We start from the raw sequence: 26,198 nt of genomic DNA on the forward strand, positions 1-26,198 counted from the left end.
GCGACCTCCTTCTCTTGCTTGGTTCCAAGGAGGAAAAGAGCTGGGGATGTCGGGGCGTCAACTTCGATAAGTAATTCCACGATATGACGCAAAAGTTCAATATTACGAGATTAACTAAGAATGAGTAAACATTGTCTACGGCATATCTGCTGCAGTCTAGACTAACTTTAGCATTGCAGACTAAATCCTTTGTTTGCTTTAGCCAAACTTTTTGTTGTTTCCTCTAGCAGGGGAATCACACCTGCATAAATTGATAATCCACTGGAATATTTGCACAGGAAGATTTAGAGACAATTCGGATACCACTGCTTTAGCAGCTAGTGATTTCACTCTTTATACATATAACTAGAAGTTACATCTTTATATATCTTTTGTTTATAAAACGTTACATTCTTGGAGCGGCCACCTATAAAACACGTAACATAAAGAAATTATGCCTAGCTGGAAAGATCGTATGGAGAATCTGTATCAATACTTTCCAGTTTTGTTATAATTTGAGGCTTAATCTTTTCGTACTCGTTTTTGAGCAAACTCTTACTAATTTGCGGGTCGGCAGAGGACATCAACGTATTGCTCATTGCGACCCACTCTTGCAGTCGTTGCCGCTGGGCAGAAGCGACGCTGGAAAGTAAGATGTGGTTACAGCTATTTGGTGCTTCTCGGGCAAAGAATAAAAGGCGGTAGTAACCTGTCTGCTGTAGTAACCGAGCAATTTCTTGACCAAGGCTGGTTTTGAGATCGAGGTAATAAGGCAACCATTTAGCGCCATGCTTGCGATTGTAGATGACAGTAATCCATAGCAGCATGGGATGGGGGATAGAGATGAACAGAAATTGGTTATAGCGCGTACAGAGTAAGCGTTTTTGAATTTCCTCTTGCGGTAGCATCACCCACAAAGCTGGTAAAACCTCCCCATTGGTCTGAATGGGCTGGGGAAACACAATATCGGCAATTGGTTTATTTTTGGGCCAGGAAATGGCACGAGCGATTTCATCGTTTGACCAGGATACCCGTAAATCGGCTTTGGTCTTTTGTTCAAGCTCGGTGCTAGCTATAGTAGTGGGAACTAGGGCATGGGTGGCTTGCTGAATTTTGCGTGTATGCTCAGGCTTTTCTAAAGATGCTAAAACTTTGAGGATTTCAGTAATACTTTGGGGGCGATCGCCTGCTTTTTTAGCTAGACAACTCATCACCAAATTTTCAATTTCTTTTGGTAGTTCTAATCCAGGCGCAGCCTCAGCAAAAGAACGTGGTTTTTGATAGTGATGTGTTTTATACCACGCACCAAAAGAGTGAGTTGGTGCCACCAGTGGCATTTTGCCTGTGAGCATCTCAAACATCATGACGCCCAAACTATAAATATCAGCACGGTTGTCTAATTCCTTACCCTCCATCTGTTCGGGAGAAGAATAAGCCAATGTCCCCAAATAAAATTTTGTATGGTCGCCATCTGACTGTAATAACTTAGCAATACCAAAATCTAGAACTTTGACCAATTCTCCAAAACTGGGATCTTGAATCACCAGCATATTGCTTGGCTTGACATCACGATGGATAATTGGGCAAATAGTGCCATCAACCGGGATGCCATCATGGGCGCACTGTAAACCCAGGCTGAGTTGACGCGCCATACTGAGGAATCTTGGTAAAGGTAATCGTTGCTTGCGAATAATATTGTTCAGGCTTTGTCCTTGTAAGTATTCCATGACGTAGAACGGCGTGTTATTGTCATCTACGCCATAGTCCATAACTCGGACAATATGGATACTTTTTTGCCCTAGTAAAGCACAGGTTTTTGCTTCTCGCTCAAAACGGTCTTGCAATCGCATCTTTTCATTTTGGATTGATAGAGCCAGAAACTTAACCGCAACAGGTACACCTCCCAACAATGTATCTTTAGCACGATAAACCCGACCCATTGCTCCAGTACCGATTAACTCTTGGAGTTGGTAGCGTTTGCTGAGTAAGCGACCAATGTTGGGGTCTGACATAGAAAATTCGACTCCAAAAGCAGGTTGTAAATGTTTGGGAGGACAAGTGCATTCAAAAATTGTGGTGTAGTTTTAGTTTGCCCAATTTTGACTAATGCGCTATCACTCTTAGCATCTCCTCTTCTTTACAACACGTTGCTTTGTATTGGGACGAAGATGACGGCACTAGTTTGGCTACACGAAACCTTACCTGCCTTTGTAAGTTAACAAACCTTTAAATTCGCATTAGTCTACGGAAGTAGGCTTTGTTTGTGTAATAGAGAATTATATTCGCCCAATAGTTTTAAAACATTTTCTGATTACCTAACAATCTTTTTAACCTTCAAGCTAATTCTTACTATGTAAGGACGTATTTTTTATTTATAAAAGTGTAATATCCTAAGTGATAGTTTTTCGTTTTTTCTGCTGGTTAGGATATATATCAAAACTTGATTTATTATTCATCAAATAGTATTGAATTCGACGTTCGACAATACTATTAAGTCGAGACATAAAATCATAAAAGAAACCCGGATATTTCCTAATTTGTGTGAATGCTGTTAACCATTTTCCTTGTTTTATAGGTTCTACAACTTGAAGATAAGCTAGATTTTTCTTATAGACTGAGAGATTATAAGATAGAGCACGCATTAGAGCAGGATTTTTTTTCACAATGTCTTGTTGCATGAAATAGGTAGCAGCTTTGCAAGATTGATTGAGACGTGGTAGTTGGCTTTGATATACAAGAGAGCCAGGGCGTGAACGGTAGAAATAATAGGGTTTTGGTTCAATAAAAAACCTAGCTCCTTTAATTAAGCATTTCATATCAAGCCAAAAATCTTGACCCATTCTAATTTCATCATCGTACTCAATGCCGTGTTTAACCAAGAATTCTCGTTTGAATAGAGGCTTGCTTAGACCAAGATGCAATCCTGGTTCACCGAAGACATCAGTTTCTACAAAATAAACGATATCAATTTGGAAGATTTTATCTATACGTTCTCCACTTTCTTGAATCAATGTACTCCAAGGAGATGTTGTACCGTCTTTGATAAAAAAAACATCATCAGCAATCATGTCTGCATTTGTTTTATTTGCCAGAGATACAAGCTTTTCCAATCTTTCGGGAGCATACCAATCATCTGAATCAAGTACAGCAATCCATTCTCCTTGGGCTACTCTGAAGGCGCGATTACGTGCCGCCGCCGCTCCAAGATTTTGCTGATTAACTATCACTTTGAGACGTTGATCGGTGAAACTTTTAGCGACTTCTACAGTTTTATCACTTGAGCCATCATCGACTATGATAACTTCAATGTCAGTGAGTGTTTGCTCTAAGGCTGACTCTATTGCCTTCCCAATATAAGTTTCAGTATTGTAAGCAGGGATAATAACGGAGACTTTGGGATTCACGAAACTGAACTCCTGACTACATGGTTAGGTAAAATACTAAAATCCTGACCATAATTTGATCATTTCTTTTTTACTATACAACTCAGTCGGTCGGTGAGAATAAACGATGAGTGGTTAAAGTTGGGCAGGAGATATTAGGCGTTGGTAAACCAGTGCGTTGCCAGAGTTTTTGAACGGCGGTTTTTGGCTTAGAAGAGCAGCAAAGCGTTGAGGCAGAAATGCTTTTAAGCTGACTGACGCTCTAGGCTAGCTTCCATTGTGTTAGTTAAAAAATGACCAGCCAAGATACCACTACTAAGGTAATATGTATCTTGCGAAATCCGGTGTAGGGTTTCAAAGCCACTACGACGCTGACGATCGCCTAGTACCCAGTAACGCTGTACGATAGTATCCAGACCAATCCAGCCTTCGCCTTCAACCTGCCCCAAAATATTATGTTGTAGTAGAAAAGTATACTGACGCTCTCCATCATGCAACCGCCCTTTATATTGCAGAGAGATTTCAGAGCGATCGCTACCTGGGAAAATCAGTTTTGTGGCCATAGTAAACCAGTTATCTCGATTCCAAGCGACCAAGGTCATACCCTTGACGCTGATTGGCATACCATTACGTTCCAGCCAATTTCCTTCCATTGCCCAGCGTCCTGGTTCCAATAAAAAAGTATGAGCCACCTTTTATTCCCTGTCTTGCTCAAGTGCCGCCAAGACTATAGTTATAGCAGTGCTAAGTTACGAGTGCTGAGTTGCGAGTGAAGAATGAAGAAATTTTTTATCTTGTTTATTGTTCCTGACTCAGGACTGACCTTGGTGAATTTCTCCCAAAAGTACTTCTTGAGCTGCACCTGTGGCAGTAGGTAGGTTGCCAGGAATACCCAAATGTCGCCAATAGGCTAAAACCGCGAAGGCGATCGCTTCTTTAAAATCTGCACTCAAGCCGACTTCATCTGTTGTCGAAACTGGTATTGATGCCAACAACAACTGTAATCTTTGTTTCAAATAGAGATTGCGACTACCACCACCACATAATAGTACTCGTTGTGGCATTTCTGGCAAAAAAGTGCGGTAACTATGAAAAATTGAAGCAGCTGTAAGTTCTGTGAGAGTTGCCAGTACGTCAGCAGGATTGAGTTGGTATGCTTGAGCATCTTTTAAACACTGATGCAAGTAAGTCACACCAAATAATTCGCGTCCAGTAGATTTGGGTGGCGGTAGATGAAAGTAGTCTTGATTGAGCCATTGTTCTACTAATTGATGGCAAGGAGTACCACTTGCTGCCCAATTGCCATCTTCATCATAAGTTTTAGCACCACCGCTTAAATGCTCCACCGCTAGATCCAACAGACTATTTCCTGGGCCAGTATCCCAACCAAGAATTTTTGAGAGCCAGTCACCATGCCGAGGCGGAATATAAGCAACATTGCCAATACCACCAATGTTTTGAATACAACGCCCCTCCTGGGGATGACTGAGTAAATAAGCATCGACTCTGGGCACGAGAGGCGCACCATGACCACCAATAGCAATATCAGCAACGCGGAAGTTGCTCACAGTTGCAATGTTCGTAAGATGGGCAATTAATGCACCCCGCCCTAGTTGAAGACTGTAACCCAAGGGACTGCCCAGTGCTGTTAACGGATAGCTAGGGTTTAGCCCGTGGGTAGCGATCATTTCTCTTCCCCTACTCCCCTGCTCCCCTGCTCCCCCTGCTCCCTCTTTGGGTGGTCGATGATAAACCGTTTGACCGTGGGAACCAATGAGAGTGGCGCGCTGATGACCAATTTGAATATTTTGGGCGGCTTGGGCAAAGACTTGAGCGATCGCATCATCTATTTCCGCTAATTCTGCCATTGAGATGGCAACACCTGCACCAACTGCTAATATTCTTTCTCTAAGTTGGGCTGGATAAGGATATGTTGCCCCGGCTAGCAACTCAACTTTGAGATCCAATTCTGTGCCGGAAATCTCTACCAACGCAGCGTCTATGCCATCTACGGATGTGCCACTAATTAAACCAATAACGCGAGTAGGGACAACAGCTTTTTCAGTTGGATGCATCGATCGAGATTCTTTTGTTGGTTGCAAGAGTTTAGTTTAATTCATGTTACTAACTATGTCAAAACACTCAAGTTGCATAGTTGACTACAAAAGAAAAAGTAAATAGAGCGAGGGAAGAAGCTCAAAACCAAAAGCAATGACCACGAATCTATTTCTATTTATCAGCAAACAAAGAATTTCAAATAGTTTTGTTTGTTATCTTGATTTATCCTTAATCAAGACAACATCCAAAGATACAAATTCTTGATATATACTAGCTAACTTTACATTTTTTATATTCAGATAAAGAACAGATATTATATCCACTTTTCCGGCAAGTGAAACTACTTATTTATGTTCAAAAACAGGGCAAATTATTGGCTAAATTTAGGAATTTTTCAATAAATACAAATCCAGTAGTTTCATCCTATTGTTTCTTCTAGAAGACACTACATAATAAATCCAAGTCGAACAACGAACTTTTCAACAATTAAAAATACAGAATTTCAAAATTATGTCTCTTACAAAAATTGCTTGTATCGCTGCTCTATCTTTATCTGCAATCTCCTCATTTATCTATGCAGGTTCTGCCCAGGCTATTTCCTTCCAAATAACCACTGGCATTGCAGGCCCTAATGGAGAAACTGACCAAGGTGCTTTTTCTGAGTTTACTCAACTTCCTGGTACGACAACTGTTAACTTCAATAATGGTCAAGCACCAACCACTGGTTTTGCTAAATACTCATTTGAGAATAACAGTGGAAGCAGCAGTGTAAGGTCAGATGTATGGGCACCTGCTGGGGCAAATGGTGAGGTCAATAATGGGAAGTATTTGGCAGTTTTCAACGGCGATAATGTCACAATTAACCTTGCAAGTTCCCTCAATTATTTCGGTATTGACTGGGGAGCTATTAGTTCTGGTAACGTTTTTTCGTTCTACAATGGCGATAATCTAATCAAATCATTTACAACTGAGGACGTGAATCCAGTTGCTCCAATTCGTGCATCACAGCATGGCGGTGAAGGAAATGGCTACCTTCACTTCTACTCAGATAGTAGCAACGATATTTTCAACAAGATTGTCATTACTCAAACAGGTGGTGGTGGATTTGAAAGCGACAACCATTCTTTCCATCTAGGAACTGACAAATTTACTGGTTTTGACCCCAAGTCTGTTCCTGAGCCTAGTATTACATTAGGTATGCTGGCTGTAGGTGGTATGTTTCTACGCAAGCGCAAGAACGAAAAGTTGCAAAGTGTAAGGCAATCTCATTAACATTAAATATATCAATTTTAGCTCAGTAAGATTTTCTCTACACTCTACTCTTAGCTTGTACAAGCATTTCAAAACTTAGTTAATATTAAATAAAAATCAGGGTGAGTTTACTTAGGTAAACTCGCCCTAATCCTTTTGCGATTTATAATCCAATACGGTTGAGCTAAGGGCTATAGGACTCGTATTTTATTTTTGAAAAAAACTCAGTATACTTTTATTCCTTCTTTCCTGTTCTCCGTTCTCTCCCTACGCAAATAATTTCAGGAATCAAAGCGGATTCCTATATTGGTATTTCAAGACGCGATAAATCGCGTCTCTACATGAGGGTTTTGGTATTATCTGAACTGTATTAATTTATAATCGTGCCTTCTTCTACAGTCAATGCTGCGTGTAGCAAGCTGTAGAAAAATTTTCTTTAACTAGATTTTTTGCATGAATCAATGAGCTTTCATCCTAAATTCCTCTCCCAAGCTTGGGAGAGGGACTTTGAAATTAGCTCCCCCGCTCTCAATTTTGGAAAAAGCGGTTGGGGGATGTAGCAAGATCCCACAGGGTTGGCAAATTTTACATTTTTGCAAGAGGTATACTCAATACTGCTTAGAGCTTAACCGAACTGGATTAAGAGTAAACTGTAATTCTGACTCTTAACTCCTAAATCTTCCTATAGGTTGTTGCATGAATAAAATATACATGGATTAGTTTAGATATAATAATGACTCATTCTTTGTTGTCCTAACTGGAGAAATTAATGGGTCGCGCCAAAAAGGTTGTCCTGGCATATTCTGGCGGAGTGGATACCTCAGTTTGCATCCCCTACCTCAAGCAGGAGTGGGGTGTGGAAGAGGTGATTACCTTAGCAGCAGATTTAGGTCAGGGAGATGAATTAGAGCCAATCAGAGAAAAAGCTCTGAAATCGGGTGCAAGCGAATCCCTAGTGGCGGATGTCAAAGACAGCTTCGTTAAAGATTACGCCTTTGGAGCAATTCAAGCCAACGCTCTCTATGAAAATCGCTATCCTCTAGGAACCGCCCTGGCTCGTCCACTAATTGCCAAGGTATTAGTAGAAACAGCCGAAAAATATGGTGCTGATGCGATCGCTCACGGTTGCACTGGCAAGGGCAACGATCAGGTTCGCTTTGATGTCTCTGTCACTGCCTTAAACCCCAACCTGAAGATCCTCGCACCAGCCAGAGAATGGGGAATGAGTCGTGAGGAAACGATCGCTTATGGGGAAAAATTTGGTATTCCTTCACCAGTCAAAAAATCTTCTCCCTATAGTATTGACAAGAATTTGCTCGGTCGTAGCATTGAAGCTGGTTTACTCGAAGATCCCTCATTTGAGCCACCAGAAGAAATTTATGAGATGACCAAAGCGATCGCTCACACTCCCAACGAGCCAGAGTACATCGAAATTGGTTTCCACGGTGGTATTCCCACAACCCTCAACGGCATATCCAAAAAGCCAGTTGAGCTAATTGAAGAACTCAATCAGGCGGTGGGAAATCACGGCATCGGACGGATCGATATGATTGAAAACCGTTTGGTGGGGATCAAATCGCGGGAAATCTACGAATCACCCGCAATGTTGGTGCTAATTCAGGCACATAGGGATTTAGAAAGCTTGACTTTAACGGCAGACGTTACCCATTACAAGCGTGGGATTGAAGAAACTTACAGCCAAATTGTTTACAACGGTTTGTGGTACAGTCCGCTCAAAGTTGCACTCGATGCCTTTATTCAAAAGACACAAGAGCAAGTTTCTGGAACTGTACGAGTGAAGTTTTTCAAGGGCAACTCTACGATAGTTGGGCGTTCGAGTGATAATTCCCTCTACACTCCCGATTTGGCAACCTACGGAGCTGAAGACAAATTTGACCACAAAGCTGCTGAAGGCTTTATATACGTTTGGGGACTACCGACTCGCATTTGGTCAAAGCAGATTAGGGGTTAAGAGTTAGGAGTTAGGAGTTAAGAGTTAAAAAAGCAAAATACAAAAGTAAAAGTTAAAAAAATTCACTTTTTACTTTACTCTTCACTCCTCACTCCTCACTTTTCACTTAGTTTATGCTTGACTACTCTTCTGCTGCACCTTTAACCTGGCGAGATTCCAGCCACAGGGGGACAATAATTAAGGCAGCGAGGATTAGTAACGCTGCGATCGCAAATTGACCCACCCAAGCAACCAATTGTTCTAAAGAGACAATTTTGCCTGCAAAAAAAGCTAATGTCACCATCAAACTAGCCCAAGCAACTGCTCCTAACAAGTTGTATAAAAAGAATTTTCCAAAGGGCATTTCAGCTATACCAGCTAGTGGTGCAGCAAAAACTCGTAACAATGCCAAAAAACGCCCAAAAAACACCCCTTTAGCAGCATTTTGACTAAATTGATCTTTAATACTCAGCAGCCGCACTTCAGAAATCCGAAATATGCTGCCAACTTTTACCAGAAAAGCCCAACCACTAACTCTACCAATCCAATAGCCACAAATGCCACCAATGACAGCACCCATGATTGCGTCACCGAGAACCAGCCAGAAATTTAGTTCATCGCTGCCAGCTAAAAACCCGCCTACTAAGGTCACGGTTTCACCAGGAAGGGGAATGCCTAAATTTTCTAGCAAAATTCCGAAAAAAATTGCCCAATACCCGTAATTATGAGCAACTTCCTGGATATTTTCTAGTGAAATCAGCTCTAAAGACATTCCGCACCGCCGTCTTTACAAATTTTTACTTTTACTATATCTTTGCTTGTTTTTGGGTGGGGTGTCAATCAAACTAATACATAGAGTCATTAAGTCATTAGTTTAATACTGAATAATCCATAGCTTTTATTCTATGGTAGCTATTAACTTTTGAATATTTTTGGAATTTTTACCACATGTTCATAATTTATTGAAAAAAGATTAAAAAATTTATAGAAAATTTATAAATATCCGTTTAAATTGTGAAAATCTTGTAAAAGATACGGTTGATACCGAAATTGTTAGGCGCTTATGCCTATATTGATGAAAGTTATCACAAATTATACGACATGAATACTGAAATAATCTCTCTCAACTGTAGGACTGCAATTGCCCAAATATCTGGGTAAAAGGTCATTTCACCGTTGAAAGAGAAGAAGTAAGTATTGATGTCTTTTTCAATTTTTTGTCAAGTGTTCCAATTACCCTGTTAAATTCATGGCTTTCACACAAGAACTTCAAGTGATTTTGTTTAAACCCCAAGGAAGCATAGATTTGGAAGGCGGTAAGGCTTTGAGCGAACAGATGGCTGGAGTAGTCCCTCAAGCTTATCAACTCTGGGTTATCGACCTAGCAGAAGTTAACTTCATGGACAGTTCTGGGTTAGTTCCTTTAGTAAAAGGCTTAAAAGCTGCACGTCAGAGTGGTTGCCGCTTGGTTCTATGCAATGTACAAGCTCCTGTACGGTTGATTTTGGAACTTACCCAACTCGATACAGTGTTTGAAATTTTTCACACTTACCAAGATATTTTTACCACCGTCAAAGATAACAGTCTGGTGCTAGCAGACTAACTAATAAATCTACCTATAGAAGGATGGCGGAGTCAAGCAATATTTGCATTTTTTCACATTCTCTTAAGATAACAGTCTGGTGCTAGCAGGCTGATATTCTTTATTGTCTAGAGAAGAATGTTGAGGGAAACTCATGGCTTTGAGCTAGGCAGTATAAATTACAGATGAATGAATCTGCTTATTGGATAATCATCTACCTAAAGCAGTCAAGTTCAGAAATGACTAAAATTGGTCAAAGCAAATGCAACTGTTTGTGATACTCCCCAGCCTTTTAAAGACAGGGTTTTTCAAATTACTCTAAGCTAATTGTTTTATATACGGCGTAACTAGTGAAAGGAAGCAGGAGGTAAGAAAGGTTAGAATATGAGCTTTGACGTTATTTCTAACTCTATAGTTATTTTTGCCTCGATCTACTACTTGGATGCCTCCAAGATGCTTCGATACACCAATTTCTTACCTCTTAGATTCCACCATAATGGTAACTTTAGGCATTCTGGGGAGTTGAAATATTAGTTTGTTCGGATGCTGGGCGGGGAAAATTTGGTAAATCAATACCGCTGTGACTAGCATTGCGAGTTTTGAGTGCTAAACGGTAACTCACACTTTGCAGTTCTGCTTGCAGTTGGCGGTTTTCCCGTTGTAGCGTTGCTACCTTTTCTCTCACTGGCGTCATCCGCTCCTCAAACTTCCGACGGTAAATTTGAGGCAACTCTTGTACTACTTGCTCCAACATCCGAGTGCGATCGGTAAGTTCTTGAACTGACTGTCGCAATTGATAAATTTCGGAGTCACGAGTTGTAATTTGCTCTTGGTAAAATGCCACCTGCTGTTCTACAGCTTGCAGTTGTTCTTGTAAAGCGTGTAACTGGGTCAGATCGCGCTCAAATTCCGGCTGCTGAGGCATAAAACTAGTGTTACCCTTTACCAGCCGGAAGAGTTCTTGAGAAAGTTGTTGCACTAATTGATCGCGAAGTTGCAACTCCTGGCGTAGCTGCGATACTTCCGTCGAGAGAACTTGAATATTAGGTGTATCAGATTGGCTCACAGTAGCTTAAAGCTCCCATTCAGAATCTTGTCCACTCTTAGGTATAACTGCGGGAGTACTACCTTTGGCAAGTATTTGTTAATTTAGCATTCCCAAACAAGTCACGAAAAAAGAAAAAGACAAAATTTTATTGAATAGGGATCGGGAATTGGGGATTAGGGATTAATTATTTCTCCCTCATCTCCCTCATCTCCTCATTTCCTAAACTGTTGCAGTTGCAGGTGCAGGTGCAGCTACTTTAGTGGGCTTTTCTTTTTCCTCTTTAGGGGGTTTTTCTTCTTCAATGTCCTGCTTAATTGTCAAATAGCGAATTACTTCTTCACTCAGACGCATGGCGCGTTCAAAAGGAGCGATCGCAGTTGCAGGCGCACTGTAGTTTAATTGGATGTAAATGCCATCCCGGTGTTTTTTGATTTCGTAAGCCAGACGGCGCTTACCACGATTTTGAATTTGGATCTCCTGGGCGCCTTGATCGCGAAGCAAATTCTGATATTTTGTAACCGCTTGCTCTACCTGTTCCTCTCCGAGGTCAGGACGGAGGATGTACATTGTTTCGTAATTTGTAGTCATATTTTTCAGTTTCCTCATGGACAAAAGTGGCTGCCGATATTAATTTATACCTGACTTTTATTTAAAATGCCAGTATTAATCAACATCTGAAGCAACAAGGAACTATAATCTTACCAGTTTTCAATTTTGTTTCATTAGCCAAATCGCCAAAGTTTAGATTTTTTGGATGTCCCTAATGAAAACTAGGTTAGGAGGCAACCCCGATATTTCTTTCACAATATCTATGCTAAGGGGTATCTTTCTTTAAGGACATCTTATAGCGATCGCTTTTTTGCTCAAGGCTCAATCGGTTCGCTAAACAGCTAACTGACGATTGCTATCGGCTCACAGTTTCTAATCGCAGAAGGATATTCATCAAGATTATGGCGCAGCGCTACGTGCGAATTCAAAATCCAGAAGGACAGATTTACTATGGGTTACTACAGCTATCCCTGAATGTGCAGGTGCTAGATGCTCCACCCTGGTTACATGGACAACCCACTGATTTAACTTTGACACCAGAAAATTACCAAATTCTGGCTCCCTGCGCTCCCTCAAAAATTGTGGCAGTGGGTAAGAATTATGCAGATCATGCAGCCGAAATGGGAACTCCAGTACCTTCTGAGCCACTAATCTTTCTTAAGCCACCTACGTCGATCATTCCATCGGAAAGGGAAATTAAGTATCCTCCCCAGTCACATAGAGTTGACTACGAAGGAGAGTTAGCTTTAGTGATTGGCGATTATGCCTTTGAATGTACGCCAGAGGTAGCTCAAACCAAAATTTGGGGCTACACCATCGCCAATGACGTAACAGCGCGGGATTTACAAAAACAGGATGGTCAATGGACGCGAGCCAAAGGTTTTGATACTTTCTGTCCCTTGGGGCCTTGGATTGTCCGAGAATTAAATCCAGGAGCAAGATTGCAGACTTTTGTAAATGACGACGCTAATCCAGTCCAATCTGCCTGTATCGATCAGATGGTATTTTCCCCCGATGTTTTAGTTTCCTATATCAGTCAGGTGATGACGCTACTCCCTGGTGATTTGGTGCTTACAGGTACGCCGGAGGGTGTAAGTGCTTTGCATCCAGGCGATCGCGTCCGCGTAGAAATTGAAGGTATCGGGCGCCTGGAAAACACCGTAGCAACCCGTTAACTTCTAACGCACTTGCATATACACTGCATCGGAAATCGCTGGAATTTCTGCATAACGTCCACTCACAGACTGGATGACTGAATATGCGACTGCTCCCACTATGCCGATAAAAATGGTTGTGGATAGGGTTTGGATGGCAAAACCACCGGAGGGAACTAGTCCCACAACATCAGTTAGAATGCTAAACAAAAAGATAATGATGTCCAAAAGGATTGCTTGCATAGTGTTGAAACGAATAAAGTGACTGATTTTTTCGTTTCTTACTACCAGCAAAAATAAAGCAAAGAAAATAATCATTCCTGCATAACGCACGCCGTAGTAAATTCTTAACAATGGCAGAAGCGGTAGAAACAGTAGTTGTAATGGTGGAAACTCTGAGAGCAAATATCTACCAAATACAAAAACTTCAATTAGAGGAAGCAAATAAGGTAAGGAAGCAAAAATCCGATCTGAAACTGTTGTAGACCCGCGCCAAGACATTATGCGTTCTCCTGTGGTTAAATTTTAATAGTTACTTGAGCTTAGGATAACGCAGTTGCAGGTCTTGCTGAGAAATTCAACTATTCTATATGGGCGATGCGAAAGCCCATCATGCACTCATACTGGTCTGGCTGCTGTTGAGTAAGTTTGCGAATGGCTTGACCACAGCGCAGTCGACCCCCACGCCAACGGGGTTGACCGCTCCCGTCAGCGAGTAAACAAGACTGGCAAACTTGCTCAGGGGCAAGGATTTGCTCGTCCATTAAAATGACTAGCATCGAATCCCTCCTGTAAATCCTCATTGTCAACCCACATTTGATTCAGGGGAAGACGTGTTTTGTAGCGGTTTAAAGAGCCACTTCAGATAGATTGGATGCGTTTTGCGTGGTTAAGTGTTGTGATTTGCGATGGGCTTTGCGCCTAACTTGGGCGATCGCAGAGAACACTTAAGAGCCACATCCTACCTCTTTGTAGCAAAAATGTGGGCAATTACAATTCAATAACAATTCTCAAGTGAATTTAAATTTATTGTACGTTGTGTCTATTGCAAAATGGAAATCTTAGTAAAAAATAATACAAAATTTGTTGCACTAAGTTGAGCAAAGACAACTAACGGTATCCATTGCATCCCTGTTAATTTAGCACTAGGATGTGTCAAACTTAATATTCAGAAAACAACAAAAGCTTTACACACAAGCAACACGGCGACTTATTGAAATTCCCTTGAGGTGAGTAGTTAAAGGGTGGGAAGTCAAGTCAGTAAAATTGAGTTAACTTGATAGCCATTTAAGTGAGGCATTTCTAAAATACTGAGGTAAACTTGCAAGCAAGTTAATACACAATATTACTCAGCGGCTCGTCGGTCTGGGCATCACTTACAATGGAACACTGGCAATTTCTGATACAGAAACAAGGCGCTCGCTCGTGGCATATCCTAGAATCGCCAAATTTGGAAATTTTGGAAGGACAGTATAGAGTTTTGGCTCGTTCTAACCTTCTTAATACAGACGTGGAAGTGCGGGTAACTCACTCTTCAACTGAGGAAGTTCAACCAACGCGGCGAATTTTCAAGCGATCGCGTCGCACTAATTCAGAAGGCATAATGGCGGTAATTCCTTTTACTTACTTCCAACCGGGAGTTTGGGAGTTGCGGTGTTCCGGCGATTTGATGTCGGATTTGCTCGGTAAATCTTGGCAATACAGCGTGCAAGTTCAAGTCTTCTCGCTGTTAGCAGAGAGAGAGCCGAGGAAAAATTTAGGATCGAGTTCACCCAACGATCGCCTAGATACTGTTTCTGAAAACTTGGAATCTAATGCCCCAGCAGAAACGGCAATTACGTTATTTACGTTTGAGAAAGCGATCGCAGTTTCTGAAGGACTGGCAATTACTACAGATGGCAACCTCACTGTTGCGCCAGATGAAGAAAACCTGGAATCTCATGTCCCACCAGAAACTGTAATTGAGCTAGATAATGCGATCGCAGTTTCTGAAGGACTGGCAATTACTACAGATGGCAACCTCACTGTTGCGCCAGATGAAGAAAACCTGGAATCTCATGTCCCACCAGAAACTGTAATTGAGCTAGATAATGCGATCGCAGTTTCTGAAGAACTGGCAATTACTACAGATGGCAACCTCACTGTTGCGCCAGATGAAGAGAACTTGGAATCTAATGCCCCAGCAGAAGCTGTAATTGAGCTAGATAATGCGATCGCAGTTTCTGAAGAACTGGCAATTACTACAGATGGCAACCTTGTTACCACTGTTGCACTAGATGAAACGGAAGAAGATGAAGATATAGTTATCGATCAGCCTGTAAGTCCTGTATGGCTCAAAGGAGAGACGGCAGAGCATATTTTACAAAATTTAATAGATTTAGCTTTACCCACCTCTGAACTGTTGCCCAAAGATGAAAAGGTTACAGATTCTTCGGCAACACAACTACCGCCACCATTACTGCTAACTTTAAGTCAGGATAATTATATTGCTCGTTGGGGACAAGCTCTTATAATCAACGGGTACATAGAATTCCAAGAAAAGACAAATCTAGATTGGGATGAAACATCATCTTCAAAAAGCTTGCGGGCGCTTGAACTAGAAATTGAACTGCGATCGCCCAAAAACTTGAAAATCTTGACCAAAGTACGGCAACCCTTATCAGATAAGGAGTTGCCCTTTAGCATCAATACCTCAATTGATATTCCTGCTGATTGTGAATCCAAGCTAATTTTGGCAGATATCAGTTTGTATGGTAAATTCGCCGATGGCGGTGAAGTCATGCCGTTAGCCACCCAGTCCTTCACCATTACAGCAGATGTAACAGAATTACTGGCAATCACAGCCGCAGCAAAATCCAGTACATATTTAAATGACCTCATAGCAACATCGGACTCATCTGCTGCTTTCACAGAAACAGAGACACCTGTTAGGCTCGATTTGAAACTATTAAATCTGGTCAAGACTCCAAAAACAGACCAGTCTCAGATAGTTCATCTATCTCCAAACACACCTTTACCAGCGCAAATTAACCTGCAAGTTCTGCGAGAAGCCAACCTGCGGACATCTAAGTTCAAGAATTCAAGTATTTCGTTGCCTCAATTACCAAAACTGCCCCCTATTCAAAGTGATGCCAACATCCCCTCAGATGTTGTCGCAGAACTACAGACACCGGAGGAGCTTGTAGAAAAGGATGCTACTATAGCCGCCATCAACTTAGAGCAGTTGGTCATCAAGCAACGTCGAATGCCAATACTTGAGACTACTTTGCCATACTTGAAACGGCTACAAGCTTCGCTAGATGATGCTGAAGAAAAAGTAAAAAACAATGTTCCTCCAGATGCATTAGAAGTTCAAGCGGCTGAAGACTTGCCAAAGTTGGACGCAGGTGTGGCTGAAGATGAAAATATACCTGAATTAGTAGTAGGTGATGCACAATTCCAGGAAGAATCTGTTGCTGAAGGCGAAGCCCCACAAAATTTACAATTCCAGGAAGAATCTGTTTCTGAAGTAATAGCCTCGCAAAACGCACAATTCCAGGAAGAATCTATTGCTGAAGTAGTAGCCACCCAAAATGCACAATTAATTACAACAGGAAACCTTTATTCATCTCCTCTGCTCAGGAAGTGGATGCAGAGCCAAGGATACTCTTTGCCTGAATCTATTAACGATCTGCAACCTCAAGATGACAATAACTATGTTCCACCACAGCAGATACCCCTTCCTCCTAGTGCAGAAAATGCGAATAATGCGAATGTTGATGTTAACTTGCTGTTAGACCTAGATGCCAACCCAGAGAATAATCTGAACGAAGGTTTGAGCAGTTCACAACTTCTCCTGACTGAAACGCGCCAGGGACAAGAGACATGGGAAGAAGGTGAAGAGTTGGCTCCTGAACTGGAGAACTTTAGGGAAGATATAGACACAGCGCAGGAAATGGAACTAGGGATTGGAGAAGATACGGAAATAGAAAAATTACTAGAAGAACCAACAATCTCATCGGCTCTGTTAACACAAGTACCGCCCCCTCCCCCTCCAATAAAAATAAATATAGCGTCAGCTTGGTTGGCGCAAGAAATCGTTGTAGATGATACAGATAGCGAACTGGAAGGCGATACAACTGGAAGTTACACCTTTGAAGAAAAGGAGCAACCACTGTTATATTCATCTTCTTCCTTACCTATAATTGCGGCAGCCACTGAGCCTTTGCCAACTCCACATTTGTATGTACCAGAAGGCGAATTAATTGCTGGCAAGTCTATCATAGTGCGCGTAGTACTGCCAGAAGTACCTCTGCAAGTTGTTGTCAAGTTATGGCTTGAAGATTATCAAACTCGCTACTTACTAGATGGCCCCCATTTATTGACAAATTTACTTCCTAATGCATCAGGAGATTTGGAAGTGATGACACAATTAAACATTCCCTTTGGCTGTTTGGAAATTCGCTTAGGAGCGATCGCACTCGATCTAACAACCCAACAGGAGAGTCACAAAGTCACAATAGTGCGAACCGTGATTCCTCCAGACTTGCCAAGCTTGCAACTAGATGAACTCCTGGGTATGTAACTCAGGTATGAGGGGTATTGGGTATTGGGCACAAGAGGCAGAGGTGCAGGGGGGCAGAGGTGCAGAGGGGCAGAGGAGAAAGAACTTGGTATTTGAACTCTCCCCTGCTCCCCTGCTCCCCTGCTCCCCATCTCCCTGTGTTAAAAATATGAAAGAATTTCAAAAATTTGGCAGGAATTGCAGTAAGCTCATCTTGAATTGTAGTGTGATTTCATAGGAACCTTTACTATGGCAACTTCTTTTTTACCTACTGTCTTGGCTAGTACTTCGTACTTGTCTGCTATCTTCGTGCCCATAATTGGTTGGGTTTTGCCAGGAGCGATCTTCGCGTTTCTGTTTTTATACATTGAAAGCGATGATATCAGCGATATCAACTGATACTGATGTAGTGATTAGTCATATCATGTCCGCCAAATTACCCATAATAAAATAACCCCACCCCCAACCCCCTCCCCGCCTGCGGGGAGGGGAGACAAAGCACAGCTTTGGCGGAGTGCGGTTCTTCGGGTTTAATAAGCAATCAAGCGGACATGATATCATTAGTCATTTGCAAAAAACAAAGGACAAATGACAAATGACCAAAATTAATACCGCCCATCTCATAGAGACAGGCGGTTTTTTTAACGTTGATTTCTCAACAAATGCTAGAAAGTTCTAACTTATAGTATTCGGTTCAAACTAACTAATGTTAAATCGAAGAACCGAGTCCGGCGTAGGCACCATAAAAGAAAATGCCCAAGACTGTAATTATACCTAAACCTGCGATCGTAGCGACGACCCACAGGGGAATTCTCCCACTTCCAGACACAGCTTCTCTCCTCCCTTAACAACAAATCAACACACGTTCAATAAACAAAGACTAACAACAAGTAGTTCCAATTAGTTAAAGAAGTAACTGGAAAACAGAATCCCCAGAACGAAAACTAGTAGTAGTCCCAGGTATAGCGAAGTCCGGTTTAATTCAACCGGCTGATTATTGGGATTGGGCGATCTTTCTGCCATAGTTGCTCCTAACGTTGAATAAATTGCATTGCGGCGATCGCGCCCAAAAAGAATACAGTTGGTACACCTAAAGTGTGTACTGCCAGCCATCTAACGGTAAAAATTGGATAGGTAACTGGTTGATTGATGTTGTTTCCGCTAGTCATGATCTCAAACTACTTTCCAATAAATTCTTCAACTTGTTTTTTAGCTTCAAAACGGTTCTTCACAATGGGCACTTCCTGCCGCGCTGGTGTGAAATACTCGTTGGGACGGGGTGTACCAAAAGCATCATAAGCCAGTCCGGTGCTAACAAATAGCCAACCAGCAATAAATAATGCCGGGATGGTGATGCTGTGAATTACCCAGTAACGAACGCTAGTAATAATGTCCGAAAACGGACGTTCTCCAGTGGTACCTGACATTTAGATCCCTACCTTATACATAGAGTGTTATTGAGTTTATTATCCTACAAAGTTAAGAAAGAGTTACAAGTTGCAACGTTCTTCTCAGAAATTAGGTATGGGGCATTGGGCATTAAGCATTCTTCCCCTGCCTCCCCTGCTCCCCTGCTCCCCTGCTCCTCTGCCTCACTAAACCTAAGCCGCCTCTGGGGAAGTTGTTTCAGGGTTTGGTAGATATTTGAGTAAAACGCCGCGATCGCCAATTATAAATCCCCGCTCTGGCTCTAAGAACACAATCTTGTACAAATTAGCCGCAACTTCTTCTATGTCACGGTCTTTTTCCCAGGTTTTGCCACCGTCGGCACTGCGTAGCAAATTACCGCTACCGCCACCTACCCAAATTTCATTGGGTGTACGATATGCCAAATCCAGTAAACCCCAACTGGTCGATAACTCTGGATATTGTGCCTTTTGCCATTCTTCAGGTTTAGTTGGATCGCTAAACTGAACTTGACCTCCTCTAGCTAGCAACCACAATTGCCCATTCTCCGTAAAACCCATGTTTTCTAACCGCCGAGAACTATTGCGGTTATGAGGTACCCAAGCATCTTGCCCTGGTTCCCAAGTCGAGTAGAAACTACCCTTAGCAGAAACCGCAATATATTTACCATCAGCAGAACGTTCCAAGTTACGTACTACACCCACTGCTGATTCCACCTGGGCTTTCCAGTTTTTACCGCCGTCTGTGGTCTTATATATGGCTCCGACATTAGTAGCCATTTCAGCTGTATTATCTGCCAGTGCCTTAACTGCGATCGGACTACCTGGTAACTTTTCGCTCAGGGGGATACGCGACCAAGAAGCACCTTCATCGGTAGTGTGTAGTAACAGTCCAGGCTCTCCGGCAATCCAGCCTTCTTTGCCTGCAAAACTTACTGAGTCAAAGCGATACTTCTGCTCATCCAGTTGCAGTGTTATTGGTTTCCAGGTATTACCACCGTCATTAGTTTCCAATAGGGTGGCATTGCTACCGACTAAGTAGCCATGCTCAAGGTTATCAGTAAAGGCAATATCCAATAAATTCGAGTCTGTTGGCACAGAAATTACTTTCCAAGGGTTGTAGCTAACAGAGGGAACTTGGCTACAGCCTATGCACATCACGACTACTATTAACAAGGCAAATATTCGTTGCCAACCTTTCACAATTGAATGCATCAGTATTTCTTAGTTATTTCTAAATTTTTGTAGAAGTTGGCAGCCAGGATGCTGTAAAGTCCTGGCTTTTTCATTTTGAATTTTGTTAGCGCAGTGTAAAGCCTTTGGTAGAGAGCGTTATTTGGAATTGCTTAAAGGCTGTCATTGTAAGCCGTAAAGACTGATAAAAAACAAGAACCCAAGAGCCAAAGCACCAAAAATTAGGATATTCTTTTGGGTTGGCGTTAGGTTGTTAACACCCAAACCATAACCGAGATTTTCTTTAAAGCCGGATGCAGTACCGGCAGGGCCGATGTTAGCAAAAGCGGTCTTTTTAGCAGAACAAACTGGACAGCGCCAATTTATAGGGAGTTCTGCAAAGAGTGTCCCGGAAGGAATATCATGCTTGTCATCTCCCTTCTCAGGTTCGTAAACATAACCGCAGGCGCGACACTCGTAGCGGTCTAACACCGGAGTCTCAACAGCTGGTTCGCTCATGGCTAAGGCCTCGCAGAGAAGAAATCTTAAATATACGTTAAAAATTATGACATAATTGTTAGACTTTTCTATCACTAGCAAAAGTGAATCAAATACTTGAAGTCCGTCTGTTTCCCAGATTTCAGAAAAACCAAACAGATATAATGTAAAAGAAAGTTACGCAGTTAAGGGATTGGGCGTTGAGTAAAACAGTTCCGAGTTCCGAAAGTTCTGAGTAAAGGAGTGAGATTCCCTACTCAGCACTCAGCACTCAGCACTCAGCACTCAGCACTCAGCACTCAAAACTCACTACTTAAAATACTCCATAAGCGGTAGATACTCATTGTGTTTGTCCTCAGCGGTTACGAGTACCTTCTAGGCTTTTTCATCATCTGTAGCCTAGTACCTGCCTTAGCGCTCTCAGCTTCCAAGCTCCTACGACCCAGTGGTTACGCCCCAGAACGTCGCACCACTTATGAATCTGGTATGGAACCTATCGGGGGAGCCTGGATTCAGTTCAACATTCGCTACTACATGTTTGCTCTGGTCTTCGTCGTCTTTGATGTGGAGACTGTTTTCTTGTATCCTTGGGCGGTAGCTTTCCACCGTTTGGGGCTATTGGCTTTTATTGAAGCGCTAGTCTTTATTGCAATTCTTGTAGTCGCTTTAGTTTACGCATGGCGTAAAGGAGCTTTGGAATGGTCTTGAATTCTAACTTAACAACCCAGGGTAAAGAACGAATCATCAACCCCATTGAGCGTACCAATGTCACTCAAGACCTTTCAGAAAACGTCATTTTGACGACGGTTGATGACCTCTACGACTGGGCGCGGCTTTCTAGTTTGTGGCCGTTGTTATTTGGTACTGCTTGCTGCTTTATTGAGTTTGCAGCTTTAATTGGTTCCCGATTTGACTTTGATCGTTTTGGACTAATTCCCCGTTCTAGCCCCCGCCAAGCCGATTTAATTATTACGGCAGGGACTATTACGATGAAGATGGCTCCGCAACTGGTGCGTCTTTATGAACAAATGCCAGAACCAAAGTATGTAATTGCGATGGGTGCTTGCACAATTACTGGCGGGATGTTCAGCGTTGATTCCCCTACAGCCGTGCGCGGAGTCGATAAACTGATTCCTGTGGATGTGTACTTACCTGGTTGTCCTCCCCGTCCCGAAGCAATTATTGACGCAATCATTAAGCTGCGGAAGAAAATCTCCAATGAGTCGATGCAAGAGCGGGATAAAATTAAGCAAACTCACCGCTATTACAGCACGACTCATAATTTGAAGCCAGTAGAAGAAATCTTAACTGGTAAGTATTTGCAGTCAGCAACTCGCTCTGCACCACCGAAGGAATTGGCAGAAGCGATTGGTATGCCAATACCACCTGCACTGCTGACAGAAAAGGCGCAAAAGGAGGAACAAACCCGTGGCTGAAGAAGAATCTAAACCAGTACCAGCAGCGAAAGAAGAGGCATTGGTACAAGCGGGTAAAGTTTCCCAATGGTTAACGGAAAATGGTTTTGACCATGAGTTTTTAGCACCAGATAAGAATGGTGTAGAGATAATTAAGGTGCCGGCAGATTTCTTGCTTCCCACCGCTACAGCCCTTTATGCTTATGGGTTTAATTATCTCCAGTGTCAAGGTGGTATTGACCTTGGCCCAGGACAAGAATTGGTGAGTATGTATCACTTGATTAAAGTCGGTGATAATAGCGATCGCCCCGAAGAAGTTCGAGTTAAGGTGTTCTTACCACGGGAAAATCCTGTAGTGCCTTCTGTGTACTGGATTTGGAAAACCGCAGATTGGCAAGAGCGCGAGTCTTACGATATGTACGGCATTATCTACGAAGGACACCCAAATCTCAAGCGGCTTTTGATGCCGGAAGATTGGGTAGGTTGGCCTTTGCGGAAGGATTACATCTCGCCTGATTTCTACGAGTTGCAAGACGCTTATTAGAGATTGCTGACTAGAGACGCGATGAATCGCGTCTGTACAAGATAGTGGTTTCGGCAGTGATTAACCCCTTTCCGGTGGCGGAGAGGGGTTATGTTTTTGGTGTTTTTATATAACGTCAGTTGACACAATTTGCTGTAATTCATTAGCTGTATTTACAGTTTTAATTGCCTGTTGAATTGTTTTTAATTTCTGTAAATCCGTAATTTGAGAGATTATCGGCATCAATTCTAAACCTTGATTGCCAAACTTAATTTCTAATGCTAATTCAATTCCTGAATATAACTCTTCTTTTCTTCCTCGCAGTTCTCCGCGTGCTTCTCCTCGTTCTTCCCCTTTGCTAAAAATTTCTTGATACCAAGGCGACTGCTCTAAAAGTGCCATATCCCACCTCAGAATTTGTTGAACTATTGCACTATCTAATACAAAGGTAGCAAAAAATCCTAATACTGTTTCTAGTTGATTCAATTGTTCATCTGCACGTAATATTCGCAATGCGTCCCGAATCGTAGACTCGTTATCACCTCCTTTGAGGATAGGTACAAATGGAAGTAGTGATGGTAATGGTTGTGTAAAGGCAATGTTTACATCAACTTCCCACAGGTTAATGACACGGTAATCTTGAATAGCACGTAACCCAGCAATATTTAATGCGTAACTTGTAGGTATTTCAGCATCACTTGCCTTGAGGATATTAATTAGTACTGGATACGTTGGCAAATTATATTTTTCTTCTGCGAGTGCTGCGTAGGCACGCATCCTGCGCGGCATTTCTGGTTTATAGCGCAGTTGTAATTCGTTAAGAACGAGAAATTTTCCATACTGGGGACTTTCGACACGGATTAAAACATCACTTTCTCGACTTATCCACTGAAATTCTGAGTTGAGAATTTCGCCAGCAACAATATCAGGAATTTGCGTTACCCATTTTACCCAGTTATCAGGTGCAAGGCTAATTAAGCGTTTGGTGCTGACATCGGCGGGTTTGATCATGGGGTTGTAAAGATACTGAAAGTTATCAAATAATTGTACTTAAGACTGGATTACAGATATTTAGATTTTTGATTGGACTATTTAGGGAAAGCGTAGGCAAAGCCCGTCGTAGACATCGCACCCAATCTGAGATAATTTGAGTGCGATCGCTAAAATGCTCAGTGAGATTTCTTAGTAATCGGAATCGCTATCTCTACCGTTGTATTTATATTTGTGGGACAATTTAATCTAAATATTTAAAGTAATATGTCAGAAACACCCCAAAACGACGGCATTTGGATTGTGACGGATGAAGTGCCGCAAATATCGATTCCTGATGGTGCTAAAGGCGTGAGTACTAATACACGCAGTTGGGGAGACGAAACTATCAGGGAAAGCACTGGTAGCAAAGGGGTAGGAGATGCCGTTAAGGTTAGCGCTCAAACATTAGAGCAAAATATGAGTCACTTTCTTAAATTAGTGACAAGTTTATTTAGTCAAGCTGAACAGCAAGCAAAAGTCAACTCCAAGATGCAGCTAGATGAAATTGAGTTATCGGTAGAAATTAGTGCAGATGGGGAAGTTAAATTAATTGGCAGTGGTGTCAAAGCTGGGAGTAAAGGAGCGATTAAGCTGAAGTTTAAGCGCCAAGAACCAGGGTGAGATGGCAAAAAATTGGGCGATCGCGATCGGAATTAACCACTATGATTATCTGCAACCGCTAAACTATGCCAAGCGGGATGCACAGTTAATGCAGGAGTTTCTGGGCAATGAAGCCGGATTTGAGCGGATATTCTTCTTTTCCGATGACTCTCCTGAACTTGCTGGAAAATCGACTCGCCCAACTCGCACTAACTTGCTGCGAGTCTTGCGGCAGTTATTTGACAATTCCTTTATGGGAGCAGGAGATAATTTCTGGTTTTTCTTCAGTGGGCATGGGATAAGATACGCTGACCGTGATTATCTCATGCCCTGTGATGGCGATCCAGAGGATATTGAAAACACGGCAATTGCGATTAACTTTGTGAGTGAACGTCTGCGTCGCTGCGGTGCTGATAATGTTGTCTTGATTCTGGATGCTTGTCGCAATGAAGGTAAAAAAACAGGTGAAGGAATTGGGCGACAAACCGCAGAAGAAGCACGTCAACAAGGAGTTATCAGCATTTTTTCTTGTATTCCCCAGCAATATTCTTATGAAATTGAAGCTTTACAACAAGGTGCTTTTACTACTGCATTACTAGAAGGGTTAGGAATTCAAGGTCGATGCGCTACTGTTGAACGATTGGAGCAATATCTCAAGTTTCGTGTGCCTGAATTGGTTCGCCAGCATAAGAATACAAGGCAAACGCCTTATGTGATTGCTGAACCTGTGAATAAATCTCACCTAATACTTGTGCCACGATATGCAACTCTAGCAGATATCGCCACGTTGAAAAATGATGCTTACCAAGCAGAAGTAAACAGGAATTTAGATTTAGCAGAGCAATTATGGATTCGGGTATTAGTAGCTGCTTCAGGTCAAGATATGGAGGCGGTGAGAAGTTTACAAAGAATTGAAGGGTTGCGAAATAGTTCTGTAAATCCTGATTTACCTCAGCAAACAGTTCCAGAACAATCTAAGTCAGTCACAAATACACCTATAAGTAAACCTCCTCAAATTCCAACTCCTAAGCCAACCTCATCATCCCCTGTTATTAATACTCAAACTTCTGGTGCGGGACAATTTGCAATACCTTCAACACCATCAAAAAAATTAATATTACCTAACTGGTCACGACGACGTGTAGTTCAAACTACTGGGTTTGCAGTTGCTGGGTTGGGTTTGACAATTGCAGTACCACGTTTTTGGCCATCTAGCCTAAAAAGCTTTCAATTTGAAGTTGTCAAAGTGGATGCAAGGGGAAATATCGCCAACCGTAGTAAAAATGAAGCGAAATACTTTGTTGAAAACTTAGGGAATGGTGTCACCCTGGAAATGGTGCAGATACCAGGGGGAACCTTTATGATGGGTTCACCGGAAGGGGAAGCAGGGAGAGATAAAAATGAAAGTCTACAGCATCAGGTAAAAGTACCTGGGTTCTTCATGGGTAAATATGAAATTACCCAGGCACAGTATCAAGCAATTATGGGTAATAATCCTTCCAACTTCAAAGGTGAGAAACGACCTGTAGAACAGGTTAGTTGGGATGATGCAGTAGAATTTTATAAAAAATTGAGCCAAAAGACAGAAAAAACCTATCGATTACCCAGTGAAGCCGAATGGGAATATGCTTGTCGTGCTGGAACGAAAACCCGATTTTATTTTGGTGAAACGATTACCACAGATTTAGTTAACTACAACGGTAAATATCCTTACGGCTCTGCACCAAAGGGCGAATATCGTCAACAAACAACAGGTGTAGGAAAATTTCCGCCTAACTTTTTCGGTTTATACGATATGCATGGTAATGTATGGGAATGGTGTCAAGATGTATATAATGACAATTACCAGGGTGTGGCAAAAGATGGTGGTGCGTGGCTACCTGGTAAAGATAATAACTTTAAGCTGCTGCGTGGCGGTAGTTGGAACGACTTCGACGCTAGGTATTGCCGTTCTGCCTCTCGCGTTAGACAATCGCACGCGTATGGTGACAGCAATATTGGTTTTCGCGTGGTGGCGGTAGCTGTGGCTTGAGTACTCCCCATTGTCAGAGTT

Annotated in this window: 27 protein-coding genes; 11 read left to right on the forward strand and 16 right to left on the reverse strand. The window is 42.1% G+C overall.

What is annotated here, in order from left to right:
- Positions 1-437: 437 nt before the first annotated feature.
- From RMX69_RS19675 to RMX69_RS19690, 4 genes are all read right to left on the reverse strand, one after another.
- A complete protein-coding gene (locus RMX69_RS19675; RefSeq protein WP_322638459.1) occupies positions 438-1,991 on the reverse strand; it encodes a serine/threonine-protein kinase in 1,554 nt (517 codons plus the stop codon).
- A 378-nt stretch (positions 1,992-2,369) separates the two neighbouring features.
- Positions 2,370-3,383, reverse strand: coding sequence for a glycosyltransferase family 2 protein (locus RMX69_RS19680; RefSeq protein WP_289799477.1), 1,014 nt, complete (start codon positions 3,381-3,383; stop codon positions 2,370-2,372).
- A 224-nt stretch (positions 3,384-3,607) separates the two neighbouring features.
- Positions 3,608-4,054 carry a hypothetical protein gene (locus RMX69_RS19685; RefSeq protein WP_094348018.1) on the reverse strand — a complete coding sequence of 149 codons (447 nt, stop codon included), beginning with the start codon at positions 4,052-4,054 and terminating at the stop codon, positions 3,608-3,610.
- Between the two features lie 120 nt (positions 4,055-4,174).
- Positions 4,175-5,437, reverse strand: a complete 1,263-nt coding sequence (locus RMX69_RS19690) for an anhydro-N-acetylmuramic acid kinase (protein WP_322638460.1) — start codon at positions 5,435-5,437, stop codon at positions 4,175-4,177.
- A 493-nt stretch (positions 5,438-5,930) separates the two neighbouring features.
- On the opposite strand from RMX69_RS19690, the gene RMX69_RS19695 reads away from it, so the two are divergent.
- Both RMX69_RS19695 and RMX69_RS19700 read left to right on the forward strand, forming a co-directional pair.
- Positions 5,931-6,692 (forward strand): PEP-CTERM sorting domain-containing protein, encoded by a 762-nt coding sequence (locus RMX69_RS19695; protein ID WP_289799479.1) that lies wholly within the window; start codon positions 5,931-5,933, stop codon positions 6,690-6,692.
- Between the two features lie 748 nt (positions 6,693-7,440).
- Positions 7,441-8,643, forward strand: a complete 1,203-nt coding sequence (locus RMX69_RS19700; RefSeq protein WP_322638461.1) for an argininosuccinate synthase — start codon at positions 7,441-7,443, stop codon at positions 8,641-8,643.
- A 121-nt stretch (positions 8,644-8,764) separates the two neighbouring features.
- On the opposite strand, the gene RMX69_RS19705 is transcribed toward RMX69_RS19700, so the two are convergent.
- Positions 8,765-9,394, reverse strand: a complete 630-nt coding sequence (locus RMX69_RS19705; protein ID WP_289799481.1) for a DedA family protein — start codon at positions 9,392-9,394, stop codon at positions 8,765-8,767.
- Between the two features lie 477 nt (positions 9,395-9,871).
- Here RMX69_RS19705 and RMX69_RS19710 point away from each other — a divergent pair, with 477 nt between their 5' ends.
- Positions 9,872-10,225: an STAS domain-containing protein gene (locus RMX69_RS19710; protein ID WP_094348023.1), complete on the forward strand. Its 354-nt coding sequence runs from the start codon at positions 9,872-9,874 to the stop codon at positions 10,223-10,225.
- Positions 10,226-10,709: 484 nt separating this feature from the next.
- Here RMX69_RS19710 and RMX69_RS19715 read toward each other — a convergent pair whose 3' ends face one another.
- Together RMX69_RS19715 and rpsF are read right to left on the reverse strand one after the other, a co-directional pair.
- A complete protein-coding gene (locus RMX69_RS19715; protein WP_094348024.1) occupies positions 10,710-11,270 on the reverse strand; it encodes an Npun_F5560 family protein in 561 nt (186 codons plus the stop codon).
- A 201-nt stretch (positions 11,271-11,471) separates the two neighbouring features.
- Positions 11,472-11,840 carry a 30S ribosomal protein S6 gene (gene rpsF / locus RMX69_RS19720; RefSeq protein WP_289799482.1) on the reverse strand — a complete coding sequence of 123 codons (369 nt, stop codon included), beginning with the start codon at positions 11,838-11,840 and terminating at the stop codon, positions 11,472-11,474.
- Between the two features lie 362 nt (positions 11,841-12,202).
- On the opposite strand from rpsF, the gene RMX69_RS19725 reads away from it, so the two are divergent.
- Positions 12,203-12,976, forward strand: a complete 774-nt coding sequence (locus RMX69_RS19725; protein ID WP_322638462.1) for a fumarylacetoacetate hydrolase family protein — start codon at positions 12,203-12,205, stop codon at positions 12,974-12,976.
- A gap of 3 nt (positions 12,977-12,979) precedes the next feature.
- Here RMX69_RS19725 and RMX69_RS19730 read toward each other — a convergent pair whose 3' ends face one another.
- Together RMX69_RS19730 and RMX69_RS19735 are read right to left on the reverse strand one after the other, a co-directional pair.
- Positions 12,980-13,456, reverse strand: coding sequence for a Tic20 family protein (locus RMX69_RS19730; RefSeq protein WP_094348027.1), 477 nt, complete (start codon positions 13,454-13,456; stop codon positions 12,980-12,982).
- An 80-nt stretch (positions 13,457-13,536) separates the two neighbouring features.
- The gene (locus RMX69_RS19735; RefSeq protein WP_289799484.1) at positions 13,537-13,734 is read right to left on the reverse strand and encodes a hypothetical protein; all 198 of its coding nucleotides are present in this window, start codon (positions 13,732-13,734) and stop codon (positions 13,537-13,539) included.
- A 602-nt stretch (positions 13,735-14,336) separates the two neighbouring features.
- Between RMX69_RS19735 and RMX69_RS19745 the strand changes: the two genes are divergently transcribed.
- Complete coding sequence (locus RMX69_RS19745; protein ID WP_416211624.1) at positions 14,337-17,519, forward strand: hypothetical protein; 3,183 nt, start codon at positions 14,337-14,339, stop codon at positions 17,517-17,519.
- A gap of 228 nt (positions 17,520-17,747) precedes the next feature.
- Complete coding sequence (locus RMX69_RS19750; RefSeq protein WP_289799485.1) at positions 17,748-17,897, forward strand: photosystem I reaction center subunit VIII; 150 nt, start codon at positions 17,748-17,750, stop codon at positions 17,895-17,897.
- Positions 17,898-18,207: 310 nt separating this feature from the next.
- Here RMX69_RS19750 and RMX69_RS19755 read toward each other — a convergent pair whose 3' ends face one another.
- The 6 genes from RMX69_RS19755 to RMX69_RS19780 form a co-directional block, all read right to left on the reverse strand.
- Complete coding sequence (locus RMX69_RS19755; RefSeq protein WP_012411803.1) at positions 18,208-18,327, reverse strand: photosystem II reaction center protein J; 120 nt, start codon at positions 18,325-18,327, stop codon at positions 18,208-18,210.
- Between the two features lie 71 nt (positions 18,328-18,398).
- Positions 18,399-18,521, reverse strand: a complete 123-nt coding sequence (locus tag RMX69_RS19760; protein ID WP_094332364.1) for a photosystem II reaction center protein L — start codon at positions 18,519-18,521, stop codon at positions 18,399-18,401.
- An 8-nt stretch (positions 18,522-18,529) separates the two neighbouring features.
- Entirely contained in the window at positions 18,530-18,667 is a 138-nt protein-coding gene (gene psbF / locus RMX69_RS19765) for a cytochrome b559 subunit beta (protein ID WP_015115279.1), read from the reverse strand.
- 9 nt (positions 18,668-18,676) lie between these two features.
- Positions 18,677-18,925 (reverse strand): cytochrome b559 subunit alpha, encoded by a 249-nt coding sequence (gene psbE / locus RMX69_RS19770; protein ID WP_094348030.1) that lies wholly within the window; start codon positions 18,923-18,925, stop codon positions 18,677-18,679.
- Positions 18,926-19,099: 174 nt separating this feature from the next.
- Positions 19,100-20,119: a photosynthesis system II assembly factor Ycf48 gene (locus RMX69_RS19775; protein WP_289799487.1), complete on the reverse strand. Its 1,020-nt coding sequence runs from the start codon at positions 20,117-20,119 to the stop codon at positions 19,100-19,102.
- Between the two features lie 141 nt (positions 20,120-20,260).
- Positions 20,261-20,596 (reverse strand): rubredoxin, encoded by a 336-nt coding sequence (locus tag RMX69_RS19780; protein WP_069071324.1) that lies wholly within the window; start codon positions 20,594-20,596, stop codon positions 20,261-20,263.
- 324 nt (positions 20,597-20,920) lie between these two features.
- Between RMX69_RS19780 and ndhC the strand changes: the two genes are divergently transcribed.
- From ndhC to RMX69_RS19795, 3 genes are read left to right on the forward strand one after another with little or no spacing between them, the layout of a single operon-like run.
- The gene (gene ndhC, locus RMX69_RS19785; RefSeq protein WP_012411797.1) at positions 20,921-21,283 is read left to right on the forward strand and encodes a photosynthetic/respiratory NAD(P)H-quinone oxidoreductase subunit C; all 363 of its coding nucleotides are present in this window, start codon (positions 20,921-20,923) and stop codon (positions 21,281-21,283) included.
- The gene (ndhK, locus tag RMX69_RS19790) at positions 21,274-22,011 is read left to right on the forward strand and encodes a photosynthetic/respiratory NAD(P)H-quinone oxidoreductase subunit K (protein ID WP_292779064.1); all 738 of its coding nucleotides are present in this window, start codon (positions 21,274-21,276) and stop codon (positions 22,009-22,011) included. The genes ndhC and ndhK overlap by 10 nt, the downstream gene beginning before the upstream one ends.
- On the forward strand, positions 22,004-22,534 hold the full coding sequence (locus tag RMX69_RS19795; protein ID WP_322638465.1) for an NAD(P)H-quinone oxidoreductase subunit J: 531 nt from the start codon (positions 22,004-22,006) through the stop codon (positions 22,532-22,534). Before ndhK ends, RMX69_RS19795 begins: the two co-directional genes overlap by 8 nt.
- A gap of 105 nt (positions 22,535-22,639) precedes the next feature.
- On the opposite strand, the gene RMX69_RS19800 is transcribed toward RMX69_RS19795, so the two are convergent.
- The gene (locus RMX69_RS19800) at positions 22,640-23,524 is read right to left on the reverse strand and encodes an Rpn family recombination-promoting nuclease/putative transposase (RefSeq protein ID WP_322638466.1); all 885 of its coding nucleotides are present in this window, start codon (positions 23,522-23,524) and stop codon (positions 22,640-22,642) included.
- Positions 23,525-23,770: 246 nt separating this feature from the next.
- Between RMX69_RS19800 and RMX69_RS19805 the strand changes: the two genes are divergently transcribed.
- Both RMX69_RS19805 and RMX69_RS19810 read left to right on the forward strand, forming a co-directional pair.
- The gene (locus RMX69_RS19805) at positions 23,771-24,166 is read left to right on the forward strand and encodes a hypothetical protein (RefSeq protein ID WP_289799492.1); all 396 of its coding nucleotides are present in this window, start codon (positions 23,771-23,773) and stop codon (positions 24,164-24,166) included.
- A gap of 1 nt (position 24,167) precedes the next feature.
- A complete protein-coding gene (locus tag RMX69_RS19810; RefSeq protein WP_322638467.1) occupies positions 24,168-26,177 on the forward strand; it encodes an SUMF1/EgtB/PvdO family nonheme iron enzyme in 2,010 nt (669 codons plus the stop codon).
- Positions 26,178-26,198: the final 21 nt, after the last annotated feature.

Origin of the sequence: Nostoc sp. EspVER01 (assembly GCF_034530635.1) — a bacterium.
Classification (GTDB): Bacteria; Cyanobacteriota; Cyanobacteriia; order Cyanobacteriales; family Nostocaceae; genus Nostoc.

Coding starts and splice junctions, on each gene's coding strand:
- RMX69_RS19675 (WP_322638459.1), bottom strand. CDS start 1,991: ATGTCAGACCCCAACATTGGTCGCTTACTCAGCAAACGCTACCAACTC.
- RMX69_RS19690 (WP_322638460.1), bottom strand. CDS start 5,437: ATGCATCCAACTGAAAAAGCTGTTGTCCCTACTCGCGTTATTGGTTTA.
- RMX69_RS19695 (WP_289799479.1), top strand. CDS start 5,931: ATGTCTCTTACAAAAATTGCTTGTATCGCTGCTCTATCTTTATCTGCA.
- RMX69_RS19700 (WP_322638461.1), top strand. CDS start 7,441: ATGGGTCGCGCCAAAAAGGTTGTCCTGGCATATTCTGGCGGAGTGGAT.
- RMX69_RS19705 (WP_289799481.1), bottom strand. CDS start 9,394: ATGTCTTTAGAGCTGATTTCACTAGAAAATATCCAGGAAGTTGCTCAT.
- RMX69_RS19710 (WP_094348023.1), top strand. CDS start 9,872: ATGGCTTTCACACAAGAACTTCAAGTGATTTTGTTTAAACCCCAAGGA.
- rpsF (WP_289799482.1), bottom strand. CDS start 11,840: ATGACTACAAATTACGAAACAATGTACATCCTCCGTCCTGACCTCGGA.
- RMX69_RS19725 (WP_322638462.1), top strand. CDS start 12,203: ATGGCGCAGCGCTACGTGCGAATTCAAAATCCAGAAGGACAGATTTAC.
- RMX69_RS19730 (WP_094348027.1), bottom strand. CDS start 13,456: ATGTCTTGGCGCGGGTCTACAACAGTTTCAGATCGGATTTTTGCTTCC.
- RMX69_RS19735 (WP_289799484.1), bottom strand. CDS start 13,734: ATGCTAGTCATTTTAATGGACGAGCAAATCCTTGCCCCTGAGCAAGTT.
- RMX69_RS19745 (WP_416211624.1), top strand. CDS start 14,337: ATGGAACACTGGCAATTTCTGATACAGAAACAAGGCGCTCGCTCGTGG.
- RMX69_RS19750 (WP_289799485.1), top strand. CDS start 17,748: ATGGCAACTTCTTTTTTACCTACTGTCTTGGCTAGTACTTCGTACTTG.
- RMX69_RS19760 (WP_094332364.1), bottom strand. CDS start 18,521: ATGGCAGAAAGATCGCCCAATCCCAATAATCAGCCGGTTGAATTAAAC.
- psbF (WP_015115279.1), bottom strand. CDS start 18,667: ATGACTAGCGGAAACAACATCAATCAACCAGTTACCTATCCAATTTTT.
- psbE (WP_094348030.1), bottom strand. CDS start 18,925: ATGTCAGGTACCACTGGAGAACGTCCGTTTTCGGACATTATTACTAGC.
- RMX69_RS19775 (WP_289799487.1), bottom strand. CDS start 20,119: ATGCATTCAATTGTGAAAGGTTGGCAACGAATATTTGCCTTGTTAATA.
- RMX69_RS19780 (WP_069071324.1), bottom strand. CDS start 20,596: ATGAGCGAACCAGCTGTTGAGACTCCGGTGTTAGACCGCTACGAGTGT.
- ndhK (WP_292779064.1), top strand. CDS start 21,274: ATGGTCTTGAATTCTAACTTAACAACCCAGGGTAAAGAACGAATCATC.
- RMX69_RS19800 (WP_322638466.1), bottom strand. CDS start 23,524: ATGATCAAACCCGCCGATGTCAGCACCAAACGCTTAATTAGCCTTGCA.
- RMX69_RS19805 (WP_289799492.1), top strand. CDS start 23,771: ATGTCAGAAACACCCCAAAACGACGGCATTTGGATTGTGACGGATGAA.
- RMX69_RS19810 (WP_322638467.1), top strand. CDS start 24,168: ATGGCAAAAAATTGGGCGATCGCGATCGGAATTAACCACTATGATTAT.